This window comes from Pseudomonas sp. PA-1-3F, assembly GCF_021609665.1.
Lineage (GTDB): Bacteria > Pseudomonadota > Gammaproteobacteria > Pseudomonadales > Pseudomonadaceae > Aquipseudomonas > Aquipseudomonas paracarnis.
Window position 1 is genome coordinate 1 of record NZ_WJZD01000034.1, and the last position, 17,178, is coordinate 17,178.

At 62.0% G+C, this 17,178-nt stretch carries 16 protein-coding genes; 12 read left to right on the forward strand and 4 right to left on the reverse strand.

Annotated features, from left to right (window positions below; genetic code table 11):
• On the forward strand, positions 1-1,418 hold a 1,418-nt coding region (locus GIV26_RS21715), incomplete at its 5' end, for a collagen-like triple helix repeat-containing protein (RefSeq protein ID WP_236282169.1).
• A gap of 186 nt (positions 1,419-1,604) precedes the next feature.
• A complete protein-coding gene (locus GIV26_RS21720; protein ID WP_034125892.1) occupies positions 1,605-3,287 on the forward strand; it encodes a ShlB/FhaC/HecB family hemolysin secretion/activation protein in 1,683 nt (560 codons plus the stop codon).
• Positions 3,288-3,517: 230 nt separating this feature from the next.
• Here GIV26_RS21720 and GIV26_RS21725 read toward each other — a convergent pair whose 3' ends face one another.
• Both GIV26_RS21725 and GIV26_RS21730 read right to left on the reverse strand, forming a co-directional pair.
• Complete coding sequence (locus GIV26_RS21725) at positions 3,518-3,922, reverse strand: response regulator (protein ID WP_034125891.1); 405 nt, start codon at positions 3,920-3,922, stop codon at positions 3,518-3,520.
• A 53-nt stretch (positions 3,923-3,975) separates the two neighbouring features.
• On the reverse strand, positions 3,976-4,173 hold the full coding sequence (locus GIV26_RS21730; RefSeq protein ID WP_034125890.1) for a Flp family type IVb pilin: 198 nt from the start codon (positions 4,171-4,173) through the stop codon (positions 3,976-3,978).
• 337 nt (positions 4,174-4,510) lie between these two features.
• On the opposite strand from GIV26_RS21730, the gene cpaB reads away from it, so the two are divergent.
• Genes cpaB through GIV26_RS21770 form a run of 8 tightly spaced genes read left to right on the forward strand, consistent with a single transcriptional unit; the run spans position 4,511 to position 11,937 of the window.
• Complete coding sequence (cpaB, locus tag GIV26_RS21735) at positions 4,511-5,455, forward strand: Flp pilus assembly protein CpaB (protein WP_054896412.1); 945 nt, start codon at positions 4,511-4,513, stop codon at positions 5,453-5,455.
• Between the two features lie 19 nt (positions 5,456-5,474).
• Positions 5,475-6,680, forward strand: coding sequence for a type II and III secretion system protein family protein (locus tag GIV26_RS21740; RefSeq protein WP_034125888.1), 1,206 nt, complete (start codon positions 5,475-5,477; stop codon positions 6,678-6,680).
• Complete coding sequence (locus GIV26_RS21745; protein WP_236282170.1) at positions 6,677-7,870, forward strand: pilus assembly protein; 1,194 nt, start codon at positions 6,677-6,679, stop codon at positions 7,868-7,870. The genes GIV26_RS21740 and GIV26_RS21745 overlap by 4 nt, the downstream gene beginning before the upstream one ends.
• Positions 7,867-9,138, forward strand: coding sequence for a CpaF family protein (locus GIV26_RS21750; RefSeq protein WP_054896410.1), 1,272 nt, complete (start codon positions 7,867-7,869; stop codon positions 9,136-9,138). Before GIV26_RS21745 ends, GIV26_RS21750 begins: the two co-directional genes overlap by 4 nt.
• A 9-nt stretch (positions 9,139-9,147) precedes the next feature.
• Positions 9,148-10,029, forward strand: a complete 882-nt coding sequence (locus tag GIV26_RS21755) for a type II secretion system F family protein (protein WP_105225616.1) — start codon at positions 9,148-9,150, stop codon at positions 10,027-10,029.
• Position 10,030: 1 nt separating this feature from the next.
• Positions 10,031-10,918, forward strand: a complete 888-nt coding sequence (locus GIV26_RS21760; RefSeq protein WP_106117953.1) for a type II secretion system F family protein — start codon at positions 10,031-10,033, stop codon at positions 10,916-10,918.
• Positions 10,919-10,928: 10 nt separating this feature from the next.
• Positions 10,929-11,654 carry a tetratricopeptide repeat protein gene (locus tag GIV26_RS21765; RefSeq protein ID WP_236282171.1) on the forward strand — a complete coding sequence of 242 codons (726 nt, stop codon included), beginning with the start codon at positions 10,929-10,931 and terminating at the stop codon, positions 11,652-11,654.
• 10 nt (positions 11,655-11,664) lie between these two features.
• Positions 11,665-11,937, forward strand: a complete 273-nt coding sequence (locus tag GIV26_RS21770; RefSeq protein WP_236282173.1) for a DUF3613 domain-containing protein — start codon at positions 11,665-11,667, stop codon at positions 11,935-11,937.
• Positions 11,938-12,073: 136 nt separating this feature from the next.
• On the opposite strand, the gene GIV26_RS21775 is transcribed toward GIV26_RS21770, so the two are convergent.
• Both GIV26_RS21775 and GIV26_RS21780 read right to left on the reverse strand, forming a co-directional pair.
• Positions 12,074-12,859 (reverse strand): response regulator transcription factor, encoded by a 786-nt coding sequence (locus GIV26_RS21775; protein ID WP_236282175.1) that lies wholly within the window; start codon positions 12,857-12,859, stop codon positions 12,074-12,076.
• A 71-nt stretch (positions 12,860-12,930) separates the two neighbouring features.
• Complete coding sequence (locus tag GIV26_RS21780) at positions 12,931-13,434, reverse strand: prepilin peptidase (protein ID WP_236282176.1); 504 nt, start codon at positions 13,432-13,434, stop codon at positions 12,931-12,933.
• Positions 13,435-13,505: 71 nt separating this feature from the next.
• Here GIV26_RS21780 and GIV26_RS21785 point away from each other — a divergent pair, with 71 nt between their 5' ends.
• Together GIV26_RS21785 and GIV26_RS21790 are read left to right on the forward strand one after the other, a co-directional pair.
• Positions 13,506-13,943: a TadE/TadG family type IV pilus assembly protein gene (locus tag GIV26_RS21785; protein ID WP_003188217.1), complete on the forward strand. Its 438-nt coding sequence runs from the start codon at positions 13,506-13,508 to the stop codon at positions 13,941-13,943.
• On the forward strand, positions 13,940-16,690 hold the full coding sequence (locus tag GIV26_RS21790) for a PAS domain-containing sensor histidine kinase (protein ID WP_236282178.1): 2,751 nt from the start codon (positions 13,940-13,942) through the stop codon (positions 16,688-16,690). The genes GIV26_RS21785 and GIV26_RS21790 overlap by 4 nt, the downstream gene beginning before the upstream one ends.
• Positions 16,691-17,178 lie beyond the last annotated feature (488 nt).

Genomic DNA, 17,178 nt, shown 5'->3' on the forward strand with positions numbered 1-17,178 from the left:
GTACTGGCGGCGGCACTGGCGGCGGCACTGGCGGCGGCACTGGCGGCGGCACTGGCGGCGGCACTGGCGGCGGCACTGGCGGCGGAACAGGTGGCGGAACAGGTTCGACAACCACCCCACTGGTCACCGGCCAGATTGCCGGCACCCTTGGCACCACTGTGGGCAATGTCGGTACAGCGGTCGGTAACCTGGGTTCGACGTTGAATGGCGTACCCATCGTCGGCGCAACTGCTGGCGGCCTGGTCACCTCGGCAGGCACCGCCGTTAACAGCATCGGCACTGGCGTAACCGCCGGCTTGGGCTCACTGGGCACCAACACCAACTCCTTGGGCACCACGGTGGCAGGCGTAGGTAATGGCGTGGCCGACCTGGGCGGCGGCCTCTCGACCACCGGCCAAACACTGTCAACCACTCTCGGCGGAATACCTGTGGTCGGCGGCGCGACAGGCGGAGTGGGCACTGCGGTAGGTGGCGTCGTGGATAAAGTCGGCACCACCGTCACCATGCTCGGCGATACCCTCAGTACGGCCAGCACCACCGGCCCGCTGGGTTCGTTGACCAACACCTTGGGCAGCAAAGTCGTGGTGCCTGTGGTGTCGCTGGTGGAAAACACCACCGGCAACCTGGGTAACGCAACCGGCCTGGGCACTCCACTCAATGGCGTACTGGATAAAGTCGGTTCGGCTGTCACTGGCCTGGGTACTCAAGTCGCCAGCACGGGCGGCACGGGCAACCCGGTCACCGGCGTTGTCGGCACCGTACTCACTGGCGTCGGTGGCACACTGGATAAATCAGGTGGTTATGTCGCCCCAACCGGTGGCACCTCGGCTCCCGGCATTCCGGAACTGGTGGGTGGCCTGGTGGCTAACGTGGGTACCGGCCTGAACGTGGGCAATACCAACGGCACAGTCAGTGCAACGGGTGTGACCGGTGGTGCAGTCGGCGGCACCGTTGCGTCGCTGGGCACTGTGCTGGGTGGCACAGGTGTAGCAAACACCGCAGCTACCGCACCGGTCGCCACCGTAGCGGCCAATGTCGGCGCAGCGCTCAACCCTGTGACCAGCGGCGTCACCAACCTGACCCAAACCATCGGCACCACTACCGGTGTGGGTGCTCCGGTCAATGGTCTGGTGACTCAAGTCGGCGGCGCTGTGAGCAGCGTGGGCACTAACTTGACGGCAGCCAATGCCAACCCGATCACCAACGCGGTCGGCACCACCGTCACAGCGGTCGGCGGCACCGTCGCCTCGGTGGGTGGCCTGGTAACCGGCGGCGCGACTGGCGGCACCAGCGGTGGTTTGCTCGGCGGCCTGAATATCGGCACCACCGCCACAGCAACTGGCACTGCCACCACCACGGGCGGCACTACGGCCACAGGCGGTCTGGGCGGTTTGTTGAATGGCCTGACCGGCAAATAGAAATGCACCTGGCCGATTAGACGGCCTCCCCTACAGCGCCTACGCTTGGTTGAGACGAGAGACCTTTAATAAGTCTCTCGTCTTTTTTATGGGCAGCGACACCTGTGAACAGTCGCCGCCCTCCCGAACCGCGTCCCAGAACCCGGCGGGCCCGAAGCGCTGCTGCAGTTGACCATGGAGTGTCCTATGCGCGTGTTGACCCCGTTGTTATTGCTCACCCTCAGTGCTTACGCCCAGGCCGAGACCCTTCCCAGCTTTCTCAACAGCAACGACACTGTCCGCACCCTGCCGGTACCCAACCTGCCCGCGGACGCCTACCGACCACCCACGTCGAAAACCCAAGTACCCGAGGCGCCGCCGACTGCAGGCCAGCCGCTGTTGATGGACACCAAGGTCACTATTCGAAAGTTGCAGATCGAAGGAGGAACGGTCTACCCGCTCGCCGAGACGGCGCAGGTATATGCGCCGTTGATTGGACGTGAAACCAACCTTGCGCAACTGATTGAAGCGACCCGTGGCATCACCCGCCGTTATCAGGAGGATGGCTACCTGCTGTCCTACGCCTTCCTGCCGCAACAGAACTTCGAAAATGGCCTGGTCCGCGTGGTACTGGTGGAAGGCTACATCAAGGACTATCAACAAACCGGCGACATTGGTTCGGTGTCGGCCTACGTCGATAAACTCGCGCAAAAGCTCCTGGCCGAACGCCCACTGACTCGCAAGACCTTCGAGCGCTATACCACGCTGATGAGCCGCATCCCCGGCCTCAGCGTACAAGCGCAAGTACCGCCGCCAGGCACCACCGATGGCGCCACGCACATGCAGATCCAGGCCAGCCGCAAACCTTTCACCACCAGCATGAGCCTGGTGCAGAAAAGCCGTGGCGGCACGCAAGCGTTGCTGAGCGCCACCAGCAATTCCCAGACGTCCATGGGCGAGCAGCTCAGCGTCAGCGGCCTGTTCCCACCCGGCGAGGACAAAGAGCATTACTACCGCGTGGACTACAACCAATTCATCAATGCCGAAGGCACCCAACTGGCGCTCGCCGCCGAGCGCTATCGCGCCGACCCCAGCAGCAGCGTGCAACTGGACGGCGGTTTCGAACTCAAGCCGCACCAGTCCATCGACCGCTACTCCATCGGCCTGAGCCACCCGTTCATTGCCTCGCCGACCGAGTCCTTCACCCTGGGCACACGCCTGTACGCGGTCGACCAGACTACGCGCTATAAACTGGTGGGTTACCCGCTGCGTTTCGACATCGAATCCAACCTGCGCGCCCTGGCCTTCGAAGGTGATTGGCGCAAAGCCGACGCGCGACGCCTACGCATCATCAGCGGTGGCCTGTACCAGGGCATCGATGGCCTGGGCGCCAAGGCCCGCAGTGACCTGGACGTGGCTAAACCCGACCTCGACTTCTTCCGCCTGCGCCTTTCCGGCGTGCAAAGCGACAAGTTCTTCGACAACTGGCAAGGCGTACTTTCCGGCGCGCTGTACTGGAGCAACAACACCCTGCCCGACAGCGAACGCGCCACGTTCGGGGGGCAAAATTTCGGCCGCGGCTACCCGGACGACCAAGGCTCGGGCGACAAGGGCTGGGGGGTGGCGTACGAGGTCAACTACAGCTTCAACCGCGCCGGCAACTGGGTGAAAATCCTGCAACCCTACGTCGTAGTCGATCGCGCCAAATCCTGGTTCAACGACCTGCCGGTCAAGGCCAACGACATGTCGTCGGCGGCGGTAGGTTTACGCTTTGGCGACAACAAGTACTACAACATCGCGCTGGAAGCGGCCAAGCCAATGTCGGATATCGCCCTGGACAGCTTCAATCGCAGGCCTCGGTATACGCTGAGCTTCAGTTATCAGTTGTGACGAGGGCACCTGTAATCAATGTGGGAGCTGGCTTGCCTGCGATGGCGCTCTTCGGGTCGACCCTACAATTGGGTTGGAATGAGTACATATCTCGGTTACCTGCCATACCGCCTTCGCGAGCAACCCCGCTCCCACAGTTGGGTTTCGGAGTGTCAGGCAGTTAGTCGTTGACTGTTCGGCCATCATCGCAGGCAAGCCAGCTCCCACATTTAATAAGCGGTGCAGGCCCGTTACCGACCAGGTGTAGAGAGGGGAAACAGGCTGTTGAGGGTATCGAGCAAGCGCACCAGGTAGATCGGCTTGCGAAACAAGTCCAGCACCTGCAAGCGCAGCATATCGCTGACATCGTCCATTTCTGCATGGCCAGACATCACGATCACAGGCAAATGCGAGCGTGAGGTATGTTCGCGCAGGCGCTTGATCAAGGAGATACCACTTTCCTCGGGCATGCGCAGATCGGTGATGACCAGGGCGATATCAGGGTGAAGTGTCAATTCTTGCAAGGCGAAGGTGACGGAGGTCGCGGTGAAACAGACAAATCCCTCGTTTTCGAGGGATTCGGCCAACTCCACCAGCGCATCCTCCTCGTCGTCCACCAATAGGATTTGTTGGCGGGATGACGAAGGGTGGGTCATGGGCGGTACCTGATAAAAAGAATCACCGGAACGAAAGAATACCGCAATGACGGCTAAGTCGCCGCTGGCAGCGCATCGGACACTTGCTCGAAGATGCCTTTTATCTTATCGCCAAGCCCAGTACCAATACCGACGATCACCAACGCAACTATCGCGACGATAATCACATATTCAATAGCCGACGCCCCATCTCTGCGACGCAGGAATAACTGAGCGTGAACATAAAATTTCAAGAACAGGTCAAGGATCATGTTGAGATCTCCTTCATGCGCCACAAAGCGCCGATACAGCTGGCCCGCACAATGATTGCCGTGTGCCACTAGAGCATTGTCAACAAATTTAACACTCACAACTGTAAGAATGAATTAATCATAAAGTATTAGTGGCTCCATGCGCCCTGCAAGTCCGTTGTTTAAAGGCCCGATTCTAAAAACATCGATAAATTTTTCGTTCGGTAATGGCATTTCGTCCTAGCTGAGCTACCTTCAAATAGCCAAATCGTTAGTTGTTCATCACAGCCCAGTTGCGAATTTAACTCGTTTGGATTAACGGGAATAAAAGTAGTGCAACAGGATAGGGAGCGCCGTCATGAACAGTCGCATCAGCATGGTCCTGGCTGGCTTGCTGCTTATCGGAGCCCTGGTGGCAGGGTATTGGGGCCTGGTGCTCAGCCGTCCACCGGCACCTGCCGTAGCACCCTCGCCACAACCTGTCATTTCCGTGGAAAAAACCGTTGCGGTCGTGGAAGACCAGACCCGCCAGCCCGTCGTGGTACTGGTGCACGCGGTTGCGCCTTTTGTGCCCCTCACCGCTGCCGATGTAGCCGTGGAAAAACTGCGCACCGTGCCGGCAGGCAGCCTGACCAGCGTTGACCAGGCCATCGGTCGTACGCCTTTGCGGGCCCTGGGTGCCGGCACCTGGCTCAATGATGAAAGCTTCACCGCCGGCGGCCCCCTGGCCCGCATGATTCGTGCGGATGAACGCGCGCTCGCCGTCGCCGTCGACGAGGTCATCGGTGCCGGTGGCCAGTTGAGCCCCGGCGACTACGTGGATGTCTTGTTGTTCTTGCGCCAGGACAATGCCAATGCCGAGCAATCGGCGCAGGTGGTCATCCCGGCGATTCGCCTGCTCAGCGTCGGCGACCAACTGGGTTTGGCCAACGACGGCAGCCCGGCAGTACCGCCACCCGCCACCGCCGAAGAACGCGCCCAGGCGGCTCAACGTCGCACCGCCGCGCGCAGTGTGGTGCTGGCGGTGCCCGAACAATTGCTGAGTCGGTTGATGCTCGCTTCCCAAGCCGGCACGCTGCGCCTGGCCGTGCGCAGTGCCGACGAACAATTGCTCAGCCGCTACTGGGCCGGTGAAAGCGACACCCCGGACAAGGTGCAAAGCGCCAACCGCGACCTCTACCAATTCACCCAATTGGCCCTCAGCGGCCCGCCGAAAAAAATCACCCCTGCGGTGGCCGTCACCGGCCAGCGTCGGGGTATCGAAGTGATTCGCGGCGCGGCGGCAGCACAACCTACCCCCTGATTGAACAAGGATGCCTTGAATGAGCCAACGCTACGCTCAATTGGCCTTGGCCTTGATGCTGCCGTGCCTGCCCCTGGGCATGGCGATGGGCGCATCGGGCAGCTGCAACGCCCTGGGCCAATTGCCCGCCGTGATCGAGGTAGGCGAAGGCTTGCAGACCGAGCTGCAGTCGCCGGTAGCGATTACGCGCCTGGCTATCGGCGACCCGAAAATTGCCGATGTGCGGGTCAACGGCGACCGCCATTTCCTGCTCACTGGCGTCGGCAGCGGCGCTACCAGCCTGATGGTGTGGACCGGCTGCTCGACCACGCCGCGCCAGAGCATGGTGTTCGTCAAGGGCAAGGCTACTTCGGCGCTGACCAGCCAATCGCTGTCGCCCTCCGAAGACCCGACGCTGCCCAGCCAGGTGCAGACCGATATTCGCTTCGTCGAGGTCAGCCGCACCAAGCTCAAGGAAGCCAGCACCAAGATCCTGGGCATGGGTAAAAACTTCTTCCTCGGCAGCCCCGACTTGCTGTCCCCGTCAGAGGGCATTTTCAAATTGCCGGTGAGTGCCGACAACTTCAACATCGGGTTTGGCGGTGGCCGGGTCAAGGCACTGATCAACGCCCTGGAAAGCAGCGGTTTCGCCTATACCCTGGCGCGCCCGAGCCTGGTGGCCATGAGCGGCCAGAGCGCGACCTTCCTGGCCGGCGGCGAAGTGCCGATTCCGGTGCCCAGTGCCGGCAGCGATACCATCACCATCGAATACAAGGAGTTCGGTATTCGCCTGACCCTCACGCCCACGGTCATCGACCACAACCGCATCGCCCTGAAAGTCGCCCCGGAAGTCAGCGAGCTGGATTACAGCAACGCGATCCGAATCCAGAATATCCAGGTGCCGGCCCTGACCGTCCGGCGCACCGACACCAGTGTGTCACTGGCCGACGGTGAAAGCTTTGTGATCAGCGGCCTGATCAGCAGCACCAACCGCTCCACCATTGCCAAGCTCCCGGGCCTGGGCGATATCCCGATCCTTGGTGCGTTTTTCCGCGACTCCAATATCCAGAGCGAAGAGAAAGAACTGCTGATGATTGTCACGCCGCATCTGGTCCAGCCACTGGCTGCCAATGCGCAGTTGCCGTCGCTGCCCGGCGAAAAACTGCGCACCTATGACCCGAACTGGTTCCGCCTGTTCTTCCTGGAAAACGGCAACTTCGACCGTCGCAGTGGACTTTCCCAATGAGCGATAGCCTGAGCCAGACCTTCCTGGCAATCACCCGTAACAGCACCGACCTGGAATGGCTCCAGGGTGCCCTGGCCCCTCTTGGCCAAGTGATCAACGTGGGCGGCGGCAGCCTGGATGAATTGCTGGCACTGGTGGACGTGACCTTCGCCAACCTGGTGTTCGTGGGCCTGGACCGCGAGCACCTGGTAGCCCAGAGCGCCTTGATCGAAGGCGCCCTGGAAGCAAAGCCGATGTTGGCGGTGGTGGCCTTGGGCGACGGCATGGACAACCAGTTGGTACTCAACGCCATGCGTGCCGGTGCGCGGGATTTTGTCGCCTATGGTTCACGCTCCAGCGAAGTGGCCGGGCTGGTGCGGCGCCTGAGCAAGCGCTTGCCGCCCAGCGCGCCGAACGCCCATCTGGGCGGCCTCACCGTGCTCTACGGTGCCCAGGGCAATACCGATGGCGCCCTGCTGGCGAGCCACTTGGCGATGGTGGTGCAAAAGAGCGGCCAGCAGACGCTGATGCTCGACCTCGGCTTGCCCAGGGGCGACAGCCTGGCACTGCTGGGCCTGGACAGCACCTTCAATTTCGGCGACTCCTTGCGCCACCTGCGACGCCTGGACGCCACCCTGATCAACAGCGCGTTCACCAGCACCGACGACGGCCTGCGGATCCTCGCCTACGCCGCCAGCGATGACCCCTTGGAAATGACCAGCGCCGCCGAGCTGTACATGTTGCTCAGCGCCTTGCGCCAGCACTTCCAGCACATCGTGGTCAACCTCACAGGGCAAGCGGACAGCGAAGCCCTGCGCACCTTTGTCAGCCACTGCGACAAGCTGCTGTGGTGCACCGACCAGTGCGTACTCGACTGTCGGCGCAACCTGGCGATGCTGAACCTGTGGCGCGAAAAAGGCATGAAGCTCGACCATGCCAAGCTGCTCGTCGATCGCTACGTCAAAGGCTGCGCCCCCGGCACCGAAGCCCTGGAAAAAAGCTTCGGCCTGGAGTGCATCGCCGTGCTGCCCCTGAGCCCCGAAGTGCGCTTGAACGCCAAGAACCAGGGGCAAAGCCTGTTCACCCTGGCCCCCCGCGAAGCGTTGACCCAAGCCCTGCGCCACCTGGGCGAGCGCCTGGCCAAACGCACCGAAGGCCTGGATAAACCTTCGACGCGCTGGTTCGAACGCCTGCTGGGAGCGAGTCGATGAACGGCGAAAAACTCTTCGGCGCTCCGGCCCGTGGAAGTGCCGCGCACAACGACCACGACGGCCTGAAACTGGTGCTGCATCGCTACATCATCGATGCCATCGAAGAGTCGGGCCAGAACCTGCTGGAAGGCTCGCGCCAATCCCTGGCGCAATTTGTCATCGACAAAGTGGCCGAATACATCACGCGCATGCACCTGGCGATTTCGCGCTATGAGATGGAGCGCCTGGCCGAGGAAATCGTCGATGAGCTGACCGGCTTCGGCCCGCTGGAAGTACTGCTGCGCGATGTGTCGATCACCGAGATCCTGGTCAACGGCCCGCACAGGGTGTTTATCGAGCGTGACGGAGTACTCCACCAGAGCGACCTGCGCTTTATCGACGCGCACCATGTAGAACGCGTGATGCAGCGCATTCTCGCGCCCCTTGGAAGGCGCCTGGATGAGTCGTCGCCGATGGTCGATGCGCGCTTGCCGGATGGCAGCCGGGTCAATGCGATCATCCCGCCGATTGCCCTGGACGGCCCGTGCCTGTCGATCCGTAAATTTCGCAAGGACATGCTCAAGAGCAGCGACCTGGTGGCGATGCAAACCATCGACCACAACATCTTCGAGTTCTTCCAGGAGGCGGTGGGCAAGCGCTGCAATATCCTCATCAGTGGCGGCACCGGCACCGGCAAGACCACGCTGCTCAATATCCTCAGCCAATTGATCAACCCCCACGAACGCCTGGTCACCATCGAAGACGTAGCCGAGCTGCAACTGGGCCACCCCCACGTGGTGCGCCTGGAAACCCGCCCGCCCAATGCCGAGGGGCATGGCGAGGTCAAGGCCAGCGACCTGATTCGCAACGCCCTGCGGATGCGCCCGGACCGCATCATCCTTGGCGAGATCCGTGGCGTCGAAGTGCTCGACGTGATGACGGCCATGAACACCGGCCATGACGGTTCCATGAGCACCGTGCACGCCAACAATGCCCAGGACGCGTTGCTGCGCCTGGAAACCCTGGTGGGCCTGACCGGCCGGGTGGTGGCGGAGAAAACCCTGCGGCAGATGATCTGTGCCGCACTGGATGTGGTGGTGCAACTGACGCGCCTGCCCGATGGGCGCCGTTGCGTCAGCGAGGTGGTGGAAGTGGTGGGGGTGCGCGACGACGTGTATGTCACCAACACCCTGTTCCGCCTCGACCGCCGTACCGGTTTCGGCTTTCTGCGCGAAGCGCTCAACCCGGCCGGCGACAAGTTGCGGCGCGAATCGGCATTGCCGTTGTAGAGAGGGCTCATGACCGGACTTGTCTTGCTGCTCATTTGCATCCTGCTGATCAGCCTGTCCGTCTGGCTGTTCCAGCGAGGGTTGCGCCAGGCCGGCACCGACCGGGTGCTGGAGCGGCTCAGCGACGGCCAGCCGGTGCCCCAGGAGCCGAACGGCAGCTGGGTCGCGCTGGAGCGCATGTTCCAGCGCGCCGGCCTGGGCAAGCCCACCGACCGCCTGGGTTTGTGGCTGAGCGGCTGGGCGCTGGGCATGTTGCTGGGCTATCTGCTGGCCGGCGGGCTGGGACTGTTGGCCATGCTGATCCTGCCGCCGCTGCTGCTGCGGGTGTATATCGCCTGGCGCTACCAACGGCGAGTGCAGCGCATGGTCGAACAATTACCGCAGCTGCTGGACCACAGCGTGCGCAGCCTCAAGTCTGGGCGCACCCTGGCGGACGCTGTGCTGGGCGCGATCGACAGCACCGAAGCGCCGCTCAAGCAGGCCATGAGCCGCATCCAGCGCAACGTGCAAATGGGCGTGAGCCTGCCGGAGTCGGTCAGCGACTTTGCCGAGTTTTACGAGCGCGATGAATTCCGCTTGTTTGCTCTTGGCCTGAAGGTCAACCACCGCTACGGCGGCAACGCCAGCGAGCTGCTGGAAAACCTGATCAAGATGATCCGCGAGCGCGAACAGGGTGCGCGCCAACTCAAGGCCATGACTGGCGAAACACGCATGACCGCCTATGTGCTGGCGGGTTTGCCTATCGTCATGGTCGGCTACTTCCTGATGGTCAACCCGGGCTACCTGATGAGCATGTGGAATGACGGAACCGGGCGCCACCTGCTGCTGGCCGCGGTGGCGCTCGACATCTCGGGCACCTTCGTCATGTGGCGCATGTTGCGGAGTATTTGAGATGGCCATCCTGATTTGCATCCTGTTGTCGCTCGCCGCCGTCGCCTTGATCGTCGGCAACCTGCTAGAGCAAAGGCGCCGTCAACGCCTGGTCAGCCAACGCCTGCAAGGCCAACTGACCCGCGAGGACAAACTCGGCAGCCTGATGCGCCAGTTGGGCGCCAGCGCCGTGGCCCAGCGCTCGGTCAGCCTGGACAACGAAACCCAGACCCTGCTCAACCGAGTCGGTTGGCGTAAAGCCAACCAGCGCTCCATGTTTGCCGCTTTCCAGATCGGCGTGCCCATCGTGTTGCTGGGCTTGACCCTGCTCGGCCAACAGCTGCTGTTTCCCCATGCCGGCTCACCCTGGATTGCCCCGGCGATTGCCCTGGGCATCGGTTACTTGCTGCCCAAACGCATCCTCGCCCTCAGTGCGAAATACCGCCAGGAGCGTATCGCTCGGGAAATCTCCACCTTCATTCCGTTACTGCGCATCCTGTTCGAATCCGGCATGGCAGTTGAGCAATCGCTGCGGGTGTTGGGCACCGAAGCCCAGCGCTTGCTGCCAGACCTGACCCATGAACTGCGCCTGATCCTGGCAAGGGTCGACTCGGGCCTGGAACTGTCCGAAGAGCTGGGCAAGACCGCACGCCTGTTGGCCGTGGATGAGTTCACCGACACCTGCATCATCCTTCAGCAGTTGATCCACCAGGGCGGCGGCGCGATGAAATCCTTGCTGGCCCTCAAGCAGTTGCTTGACGACCGCCGCCTGACCCGCCTGCAGGAATACATCTCGAAGATGTCCGCGAAGATGTCCGTGGTGATGATGGTGTTCCTGTTTCCCGCCTTGCTGATCGTGCTGGGGGGGCCGGCCATGATCGCCATCTCCCGAGCCTTGAATAACTTTTGAGGAGCCTGCCATGAAACCACTGATCGTCGCCTTGAGCCTGCTGATGCTGGGCGGTTGTGCCAGCAACGGCCAGGTTCCGTGGGCCGGGTTGCTGGCGCCGGGCAGTTGCCCCAAGCCCAGCTCGGACCAGGAGCTGTCGCTGAACCTGGCCGATGACATGGCCAACGAAGGCAAGCTGCACGCCAGCCTTGCCAACCTGCAGAACCTGCCCAGCGCCCTGCCCCAGGTTCGTCAGCGCCAGGCCCGTGCCTATCGCTTGCTAGGCCGTCCCGACGCCGAGCCGTTGTACCGCAGCCTGCTGGGCACCTGCCTGGCCGCCGACGGTGAGCACGGCCTGGGGCAACTGGCGTCGGCCAAGGGCGACAACGGCCAGGCCATGGCTCACCTGCAACGCGCAGCACGGCTGGCGCCCACCGACGAAAAAATCCGCAACGACCTGGGCGTGGTGTACCTCGATCAACGGCGCCTTGAAGACGCGCGCTTTGAATTCATGACCGCCATCGAACTCAAGCAGAGCGATCAATTGGCGGCGGTCAACCTGGTGACCTTGCTGATCTATCAGGACAACTGGGAGCAAGCCGCGAAAGTGGTCGGCCAACTCGGGTTGAGCCCTGATCAGGTGACCCGAGCCCAGGCACGGGCGCGACACCTCAAGGACGCTGGCACGGCACCGCAGCGTCCAGTCAAAGATCAGGTAGCGGCGGTCAGCGATACGCTGCCGGCCTCTGTGAAATAAGGAGTCGATGATGAAATTCCAATACCTCGCCGGCCTTGCATGCCTGGCCCTGCCCCTCCTCGCTTCGGCCATCGAAGCGGGGCCGTCTTCACCCCGGCAGGCCGAAACGGAAAACTGGATGGCACTGCAACTGAGCGGGCGCGCAGCCTCGGCCACCCCCCAGAAAACCACGCCGGCAGAACGCGAACAGGCGCTCAAGCGCTGGCTGGACAGCAACAAGCACCCGATTCCGGAGTTCTTTGATCAGAAAATAGGCGGCACTGCGCAAAGTGGAAGCAAGTAAAGCTACTGTGGCGAGCAAGCTTGCTTGCGCTGGGGAGCGAAGCGCCCCCAAGAAAAGCCGACTCCAGCTGCGCTGTCGAGCGGGAGCAAGCTCCCTCGCCACAGAAAGATGGCTCCTGCAAGGTTTGCTTGGGCCTTTAGTGCGCAGTCACCCGCTGGCGCATCGCCGAGTTGCTCGGTGACAACGCCAGCGCCAACTGCGTGCGGTTGTGCATATGGGTCAGGCGCAGCACCTGGGACACGTACAGCTTGACCGTGTTCTCGGTAATCCCCAATTCACAGGCAATCTGGTAGTTGGTCTGGCCCTTGCCCACCAGGCGAGCCACATCCAGCTGGCGCGGTGACAGCTGATTGAAAATCGCCGGGATCTCCAACGGCCCGGCTTCATCGGCCGATGGGTCCCCGTCATGGTCCTGGAGCGTCGGGTTGCGACGCACTTTGTCCAAGTCCATATACAAGTCGTTGATGGATTCGGACAGGTACTGCAACTTCTGGTTGAGCGTGCCCAACTGCAGGTCTTTCTGCCGCTCCTCCAATGCCGCTTCCTGGCGCTTGAGGCCCTCGAGCAATTCATCGAGGTTGATCGGCTTCTGGTAGTAATCAGCGATGCCCGCACGCAGGGCCTTGATCACATCCTGCTTGTCGGCGCGCCCGGTAAGCATGATCGCTTCGAACGCGCGATGTTTGCCGGCGATGCGTTGCAGCGCCTGCACCAGCTCGATGCCGTCCATGTCCGGCATATGCAGGTCACACAGCACTAAACCGATCTGAAGGTCTTCCTTGAAACGCTGGACAGCTTGCTGGCTGGACTCGCACGGGACACAACGGTACCCGCTGCTTTCAAGAAATTCACAGAGTTCCTCCACGATCAATGGTTGATCGTCGACAACGAGCACTTTTACTGCAGACGTAAGCTTGTTCACGCGCTACTCCATGCCTGGCAAGCCAAATGATGACCTATCCTTTCTGACGAAAACTCCTACACAACTACTCATTAAACGTAGACGTACTTTCCGACTATGTACATAGCATTAATCAACTCGTGCGACTGATGGATCCAAAACCAGCTGCCGGCAAAACCTGTCAAAACGAAGGGCGCAAAGGGCTGTTTTGTTGACGCTTGCCCTGCCCGCTCAACGCGATTTGAGCTAAGCCATTGATGCATAAGTGTCCAGGCCACCATGACGATGCCGGCACCGATCAACGCCCCCAACAGGTAGTCGATATTGGAGGCCAGCCCCAAGGCGGCTAGCAACTTCACATCCCCCGCGCCAAAGCGGCCCAACGCATAGCCCGGCAAGGTCAGTACCAGTGCCAAAGCCAAGGCCAGGCCGCCCTCGCTGCGGGGCGCGCCCAGCCAGGTCGTCCCCGCCCACAGCAGGTAGATCAACGCCAGCAGGCCTACGCCCAGGGTCAGCGTATTGGAAATTTGGCGCTGGCGAATATCCTGCACAGCACATACGCCCAACCACAGCACAATCACTAGCGTCTGGATCACGTAAAAAACATCCCTTTTGGCTGAATGATTCTATGCTGATATCAAGTACTCGACTCAGGGTAGACGCAGTCATGAAATCGAGCCTCCCGAGAAAGCAAAAAGGCGCTGCGGCGATCGAGTTTGCCTTGGTCTTCGTGATTTTCTTTGCAGTGTTCTACGGCATGCTCAGCTACAGCTTGCCGCTGCTGTTGATGCAGTCATTTCACCAAGCGGCAGCCGAAGGGGTCCGCCGCAGTGTGTCCCTGGACCCCAGCACCGCAGGCTATTCGGCCCTGGTGGTGCAACGCGCCAAGGATGCCGCCCAGGCCCAATTGAACTGGATCCCCGGCTCATTGAAATTCTTGCCCGGCTATATCACCGCCACCTACACCAATAATTTGCTGACAGTGAAGATCACCTACCCCTCGGCCAATATCAAAGCGGTTCTGCCGGCCCTGGTATTGCCCGGGGTGGGCACCGTACCCAACCTGCCCACCAACCTCACTGCTACCTCGAGCCTTCAGTTTTGACGACGGGGGATAAATTGTTCGCACGCCTGCGCGGGCGCACCAGCGCCCTGGCCTTGGACGCGCCAGCAACCCCCGCGCCGGGCCTGCAACTGCAACTGGACAACCTGGGTGGGGTGCTGAACATCTCAGGCACCTTGAGGCCTTTGCTTGCCCAGCATCTTGCCAACGCGCCCAACCCGCCCTTGCAGACCTTGCTGTGTGCCGACAGCGCGCGGAGTGTCGAGGGCACGCCGCAGGAGTGGCAACGACACGGCCTGGACCTCGACTTCCAGGGCGCTGCTGGCCAGGTCCTGCATACCCGCGGCTGGATCGAGCCGGAGGGCGACGGCTGGGCCCTGCACCTGCTGGACATCACTGACCTGCTGGCCGACCGAGTACGGGTGCAGCAACGCGAACAGAACCACCAACTCGCCGCCCTGATGAGCGAACAGCTGCGCGTGTGCAGCCCCAACCGCCTGCCCGAGGTGTTCAGCGAACACCTGCGCAGCGTGGCCCAGCGTTGGCGCATCCCCTGCGTCGCCATGGCACTGCTCGACGAAGATGACCAGGGCTGGCGCATCTACAGTCACTACGCCGCTCACGACGCCCCGGCCTTGTGGCAGACCGGGCAACACCTGGGCACCAGCCTGGACAGCATCAACGGCAACACACCACTTAGCCTGGACATTGCCCAGGGGCGCAGCGACAACCCGCGCCTGCACAGTGTATTTGGCAATGCCGACGGCTTCCTGGTGCCGTACCGCGACAGCCATGGCGCCGCCGCGTGGCTGCTGTGTGGCTTCTATAACGGCCAGGCACACCACACCGGCGAGCGTGACTGGCTGAACCTGTGCGCGGCACTCGCCGCGCCGCTGCTGGGCCGTCTGCGCGAACAGCGTCACCACCAGCAACTGGAACGGGTAGAAGCCCTGCAAGGCCTGCTCGGCACTGGCTGGTGGGAACTGTTGCCCGCCACCCAGGAAATCCAACTGGCGCCACAATTGCTGCGCAACCTGAGCCTGGACGAAGGCCCCACCCGCCAACCCCTCGGCACCTGGCTCGAACTCATCCACCCCGCCGACCGTCAGGCCCTCGACAGCCGCCTGCAAGACCTGCAAGCCCTGGGCAAGCCACTGCTGACCAACGTGCGCCTGCAACGCACCGAGTCCGAGCAGTCGCCCCTGTGGTACCGCATACAAGGCCAAGTGCTGGGAGCCGGCAATGAACGGCGCTGGGTCGGCTTCATGCTCGACATCAGCGACATTCAGAACCAGCAACTGCAAGCCGCCGCCGCCCATGCGCGCCTGGACAACCTGATCGCCAGCTCACCGGCCGTCATCTATGTGCAGCGCTACGTCAACGGCGCGCTGCACCCAGCGTTTTTCAGCGCCAGCCTGTTACCGCTGCTGGGCTGGACCTTGGCCGATTGCAACCACGACACCCTGGCGGCGCTGATCCACCCCGACGACCGAGAACGCTACTTCGAACGCACCCGCCAGCTGCTGCGCGAAGGCAACGTGCGCAGCCGCTACCGCCTGCGCGACAAGCAAGACAACTACCACTGGCTGCTCGACGAAGCCAAGCTTTTGCGCGACGACCTCGGCTTGCCGGTGGAAGCCGTGGGCCTTTGGCTGGACGTCACCGAGGCGACCCTGGCCGCCGAGCAGGTGCGCCAAAGTGAAGAGCGCTACCGCATCCTGGTGGAAGACTCGCCAGCGATGATCTGTCGCTACCGTCCCGACCTGATCCTCACCTTCGGCAACACGCCGCTGGCCAATTACCTGGAATGCCGGCCCGACCAATTGCCAGGCATCGACTTGGGCCAGTGGCTGTCGGATGAACAGCGCGCTGCCTTTATGCAACGCATTCAGCAACTGACCCCGGAATTCCCGGTGAGCACCGCGGAAATCAGCCTGCAACTGCCGGGGCGCGAACATGCCTGGTGGGTGTGGTCGGACCGTGGCGTCTTCGATGAACAAGGCGCTCTGATCGAAGTGCAGGCCGTGGGCCGCGACAACACCGAAGTACGCCGCTCCCAGCAGCAACTGACCCAAAGCGCGAAAATGGCCACCCTCGGCGAAATGGCCACCGGCCTGGCCCATGAGATCAACCAGCCGCTGAACGTGATGCACATGGCCATCACCAATGTGCTCAAGCGCCTGGGCAATGGCGATGTGCAAATCGACTACCTTACGGAAAAACTGCAGCGTATCGACGCCCAGGTGCAACGCGCGGCACGGGTGGTCGACCATATGCGCGTGTTCGGCCGCCGCTCGGAAATCGAGCAGCAACCGTTCGACCCCGCGCAGGCGCTGGAGGGCACCCTGTCCCTGCTCAGCGAAGGCCTGCGCGGCAAAGGTGTAGACGTGCGCATCAGCCCTGCGGACTTCTCGGTGCAGGTCAAAGGCTATGTCGACCAGCTGGAACAGGTGCTGATCAACCTGATGGTCAATGCCCGCGACGCATTACTCAGCCGGCGAGAAAAAGACCCTGCCCTGCGCCCCTGGATTGCCCTGCACAGCGAGCACGACAGCCGCCATGTGCGTATCTGGGTTGAAGACAACGCCGGCGGGATCGACCCGCGCCTGTTGGAGCGGATTTTCGAACCGTTCTTTACCACCAAGCCAATCGGCGTCGGCACCGGATTGGGGCTCTCGGTGAGCTATGGGATTGTGGAAAACATGGGTGGGCGCCTGAGCGTCACCAACGGCGAGGCCGGCGCGAAATTCTGCGTCGAGTTACCCATCGCGCAGAACTCAATCAGCTAACCACGATGCGAAGCGAGCCGCTCTTGCTCTTGCTCTTGCTCTTGCTCTTGCTCTTGCTCTTGCTCTGCTTTTGATCTTAGGCGCCCCGTCAAACCACGCTGGCCGGAATTCGACAGTGATTTGGGGGGTAAACCGGCAGGGATGCCGGTTTAGCCGCCCCGCGCCATGGATGGCGCGTGGCGGCGGCCCCCCAAATCACTGGCGGATTGCGGGCACACCGAGCCTAGGCGAGGTGCCGAGTGGTGGGGCAAGAGCCTTTTGCTTACTTTTGGGCTCTTTTCAAAAGTGAGCCGCTGTAAAAGCGGAACCCTAAGTGGCCGTTACCGCAGGAATGGATATGTACACGTTCCAACTGTGTTGACTGCCAGGCCGCCTTCGCGAGCAAGCCCGCTCCCACAGTTGGATCGCGGGGGGTCAGGTAGATAGGCGTCGGCTGGCAGGCCGCCATCGCAGGCACGCCAGCTCCCACATTTGGAACTCGGGGAGTC

Excerpts from the sequence above, each read along its gene's own strand:
- cpaB (WP_054896412.1), top strand. The coding sequence starts at position 4,511 with ATGAACAGTCGCATCAGCATGGTCCTGGCTGGCTTGCTGCTTATCGGA.
- GIV26_RS21725 (WP_034125891.1), bottom strand. The coding sequence starts at position 3,922 with ATGACCCACCCTTCGTCATCCCGCCAACAAATCCTATTGGTGGACGAC.
- GIV26_RS21760 (WP_106117953.1), top strand. The coding sequence starts at position 10,031 with ATGGCCATCCTGATTTGCATCCTGTTGTCGCTCGCCGCCGTCGCCTTG.
- GIV26_RS21730 (WP_034125890.1), bottom strand. The coding sequence starts at position 4,173 with ATGATCCTTGACCTGTTCTTGAAATTTTATGTTCACGCTCAGTTATTC.
- GIV26_RS21740 (WP_034125888.1), top strand. The coding sequence starts at position 5,475 with ATGAGCCAACGCTACGCTCAATTGGCCTTGGCCTTGATGCTGCCGTGC.
- GIV26_RS21745 (WP_236282170.1), top strand. The coding sequence starts at position 6,677 with ATGAGCGATAGCCTGAGCCAGACCTTCCTGGCAATCACCCGTAACAGC.
- GIV26_RS21750 (WP_054896410.1), top strand. The coding sequence starts at position 7,867 with ATGAACGGCGAAAAACTCTTCGGCGCTCCGGCCCGTGGAAGTGCCGCG.
- GIV26_RS21770 (WP_236282173.1), top strand. The coding sequence starts at position 11,665 with ATGAAATTCCAATACCTCGCCGGCCTTGCATGCCTGGCCCTGCCCCTC.
- GIV26_RS21765 (WP_236282171.1), top strand. The coding sequence starts at position 10,929 with ATGAAACCACTGATCGTCGCCTTGAGCCTGCTGATGCTGGGCGGTTGT.
- GIV26_RS21785 (WP_003188217.1), top strand. The coding sequence starts at position 13,506 with ATGAAATCGAGCCTCCCGAGAAAGCAAAAAGGCGCTGCGGCGATCGAG.
- GIV26_RS21720 (WP_034125892.1), top strand. The coding sequence starts at position 1,605 with ATGCGCGTGTTGACCCCGTTGTTATTGCTCACCCTCAGTGCTTACGCC.
- GIV26_RS21755 (WP_105225616.1), top strand. The coding sequence starts at position 9,148 with ATGACCGGACTTGTCTTGCTGCTCATTTGCATCCTGCTGATCAGCCTG.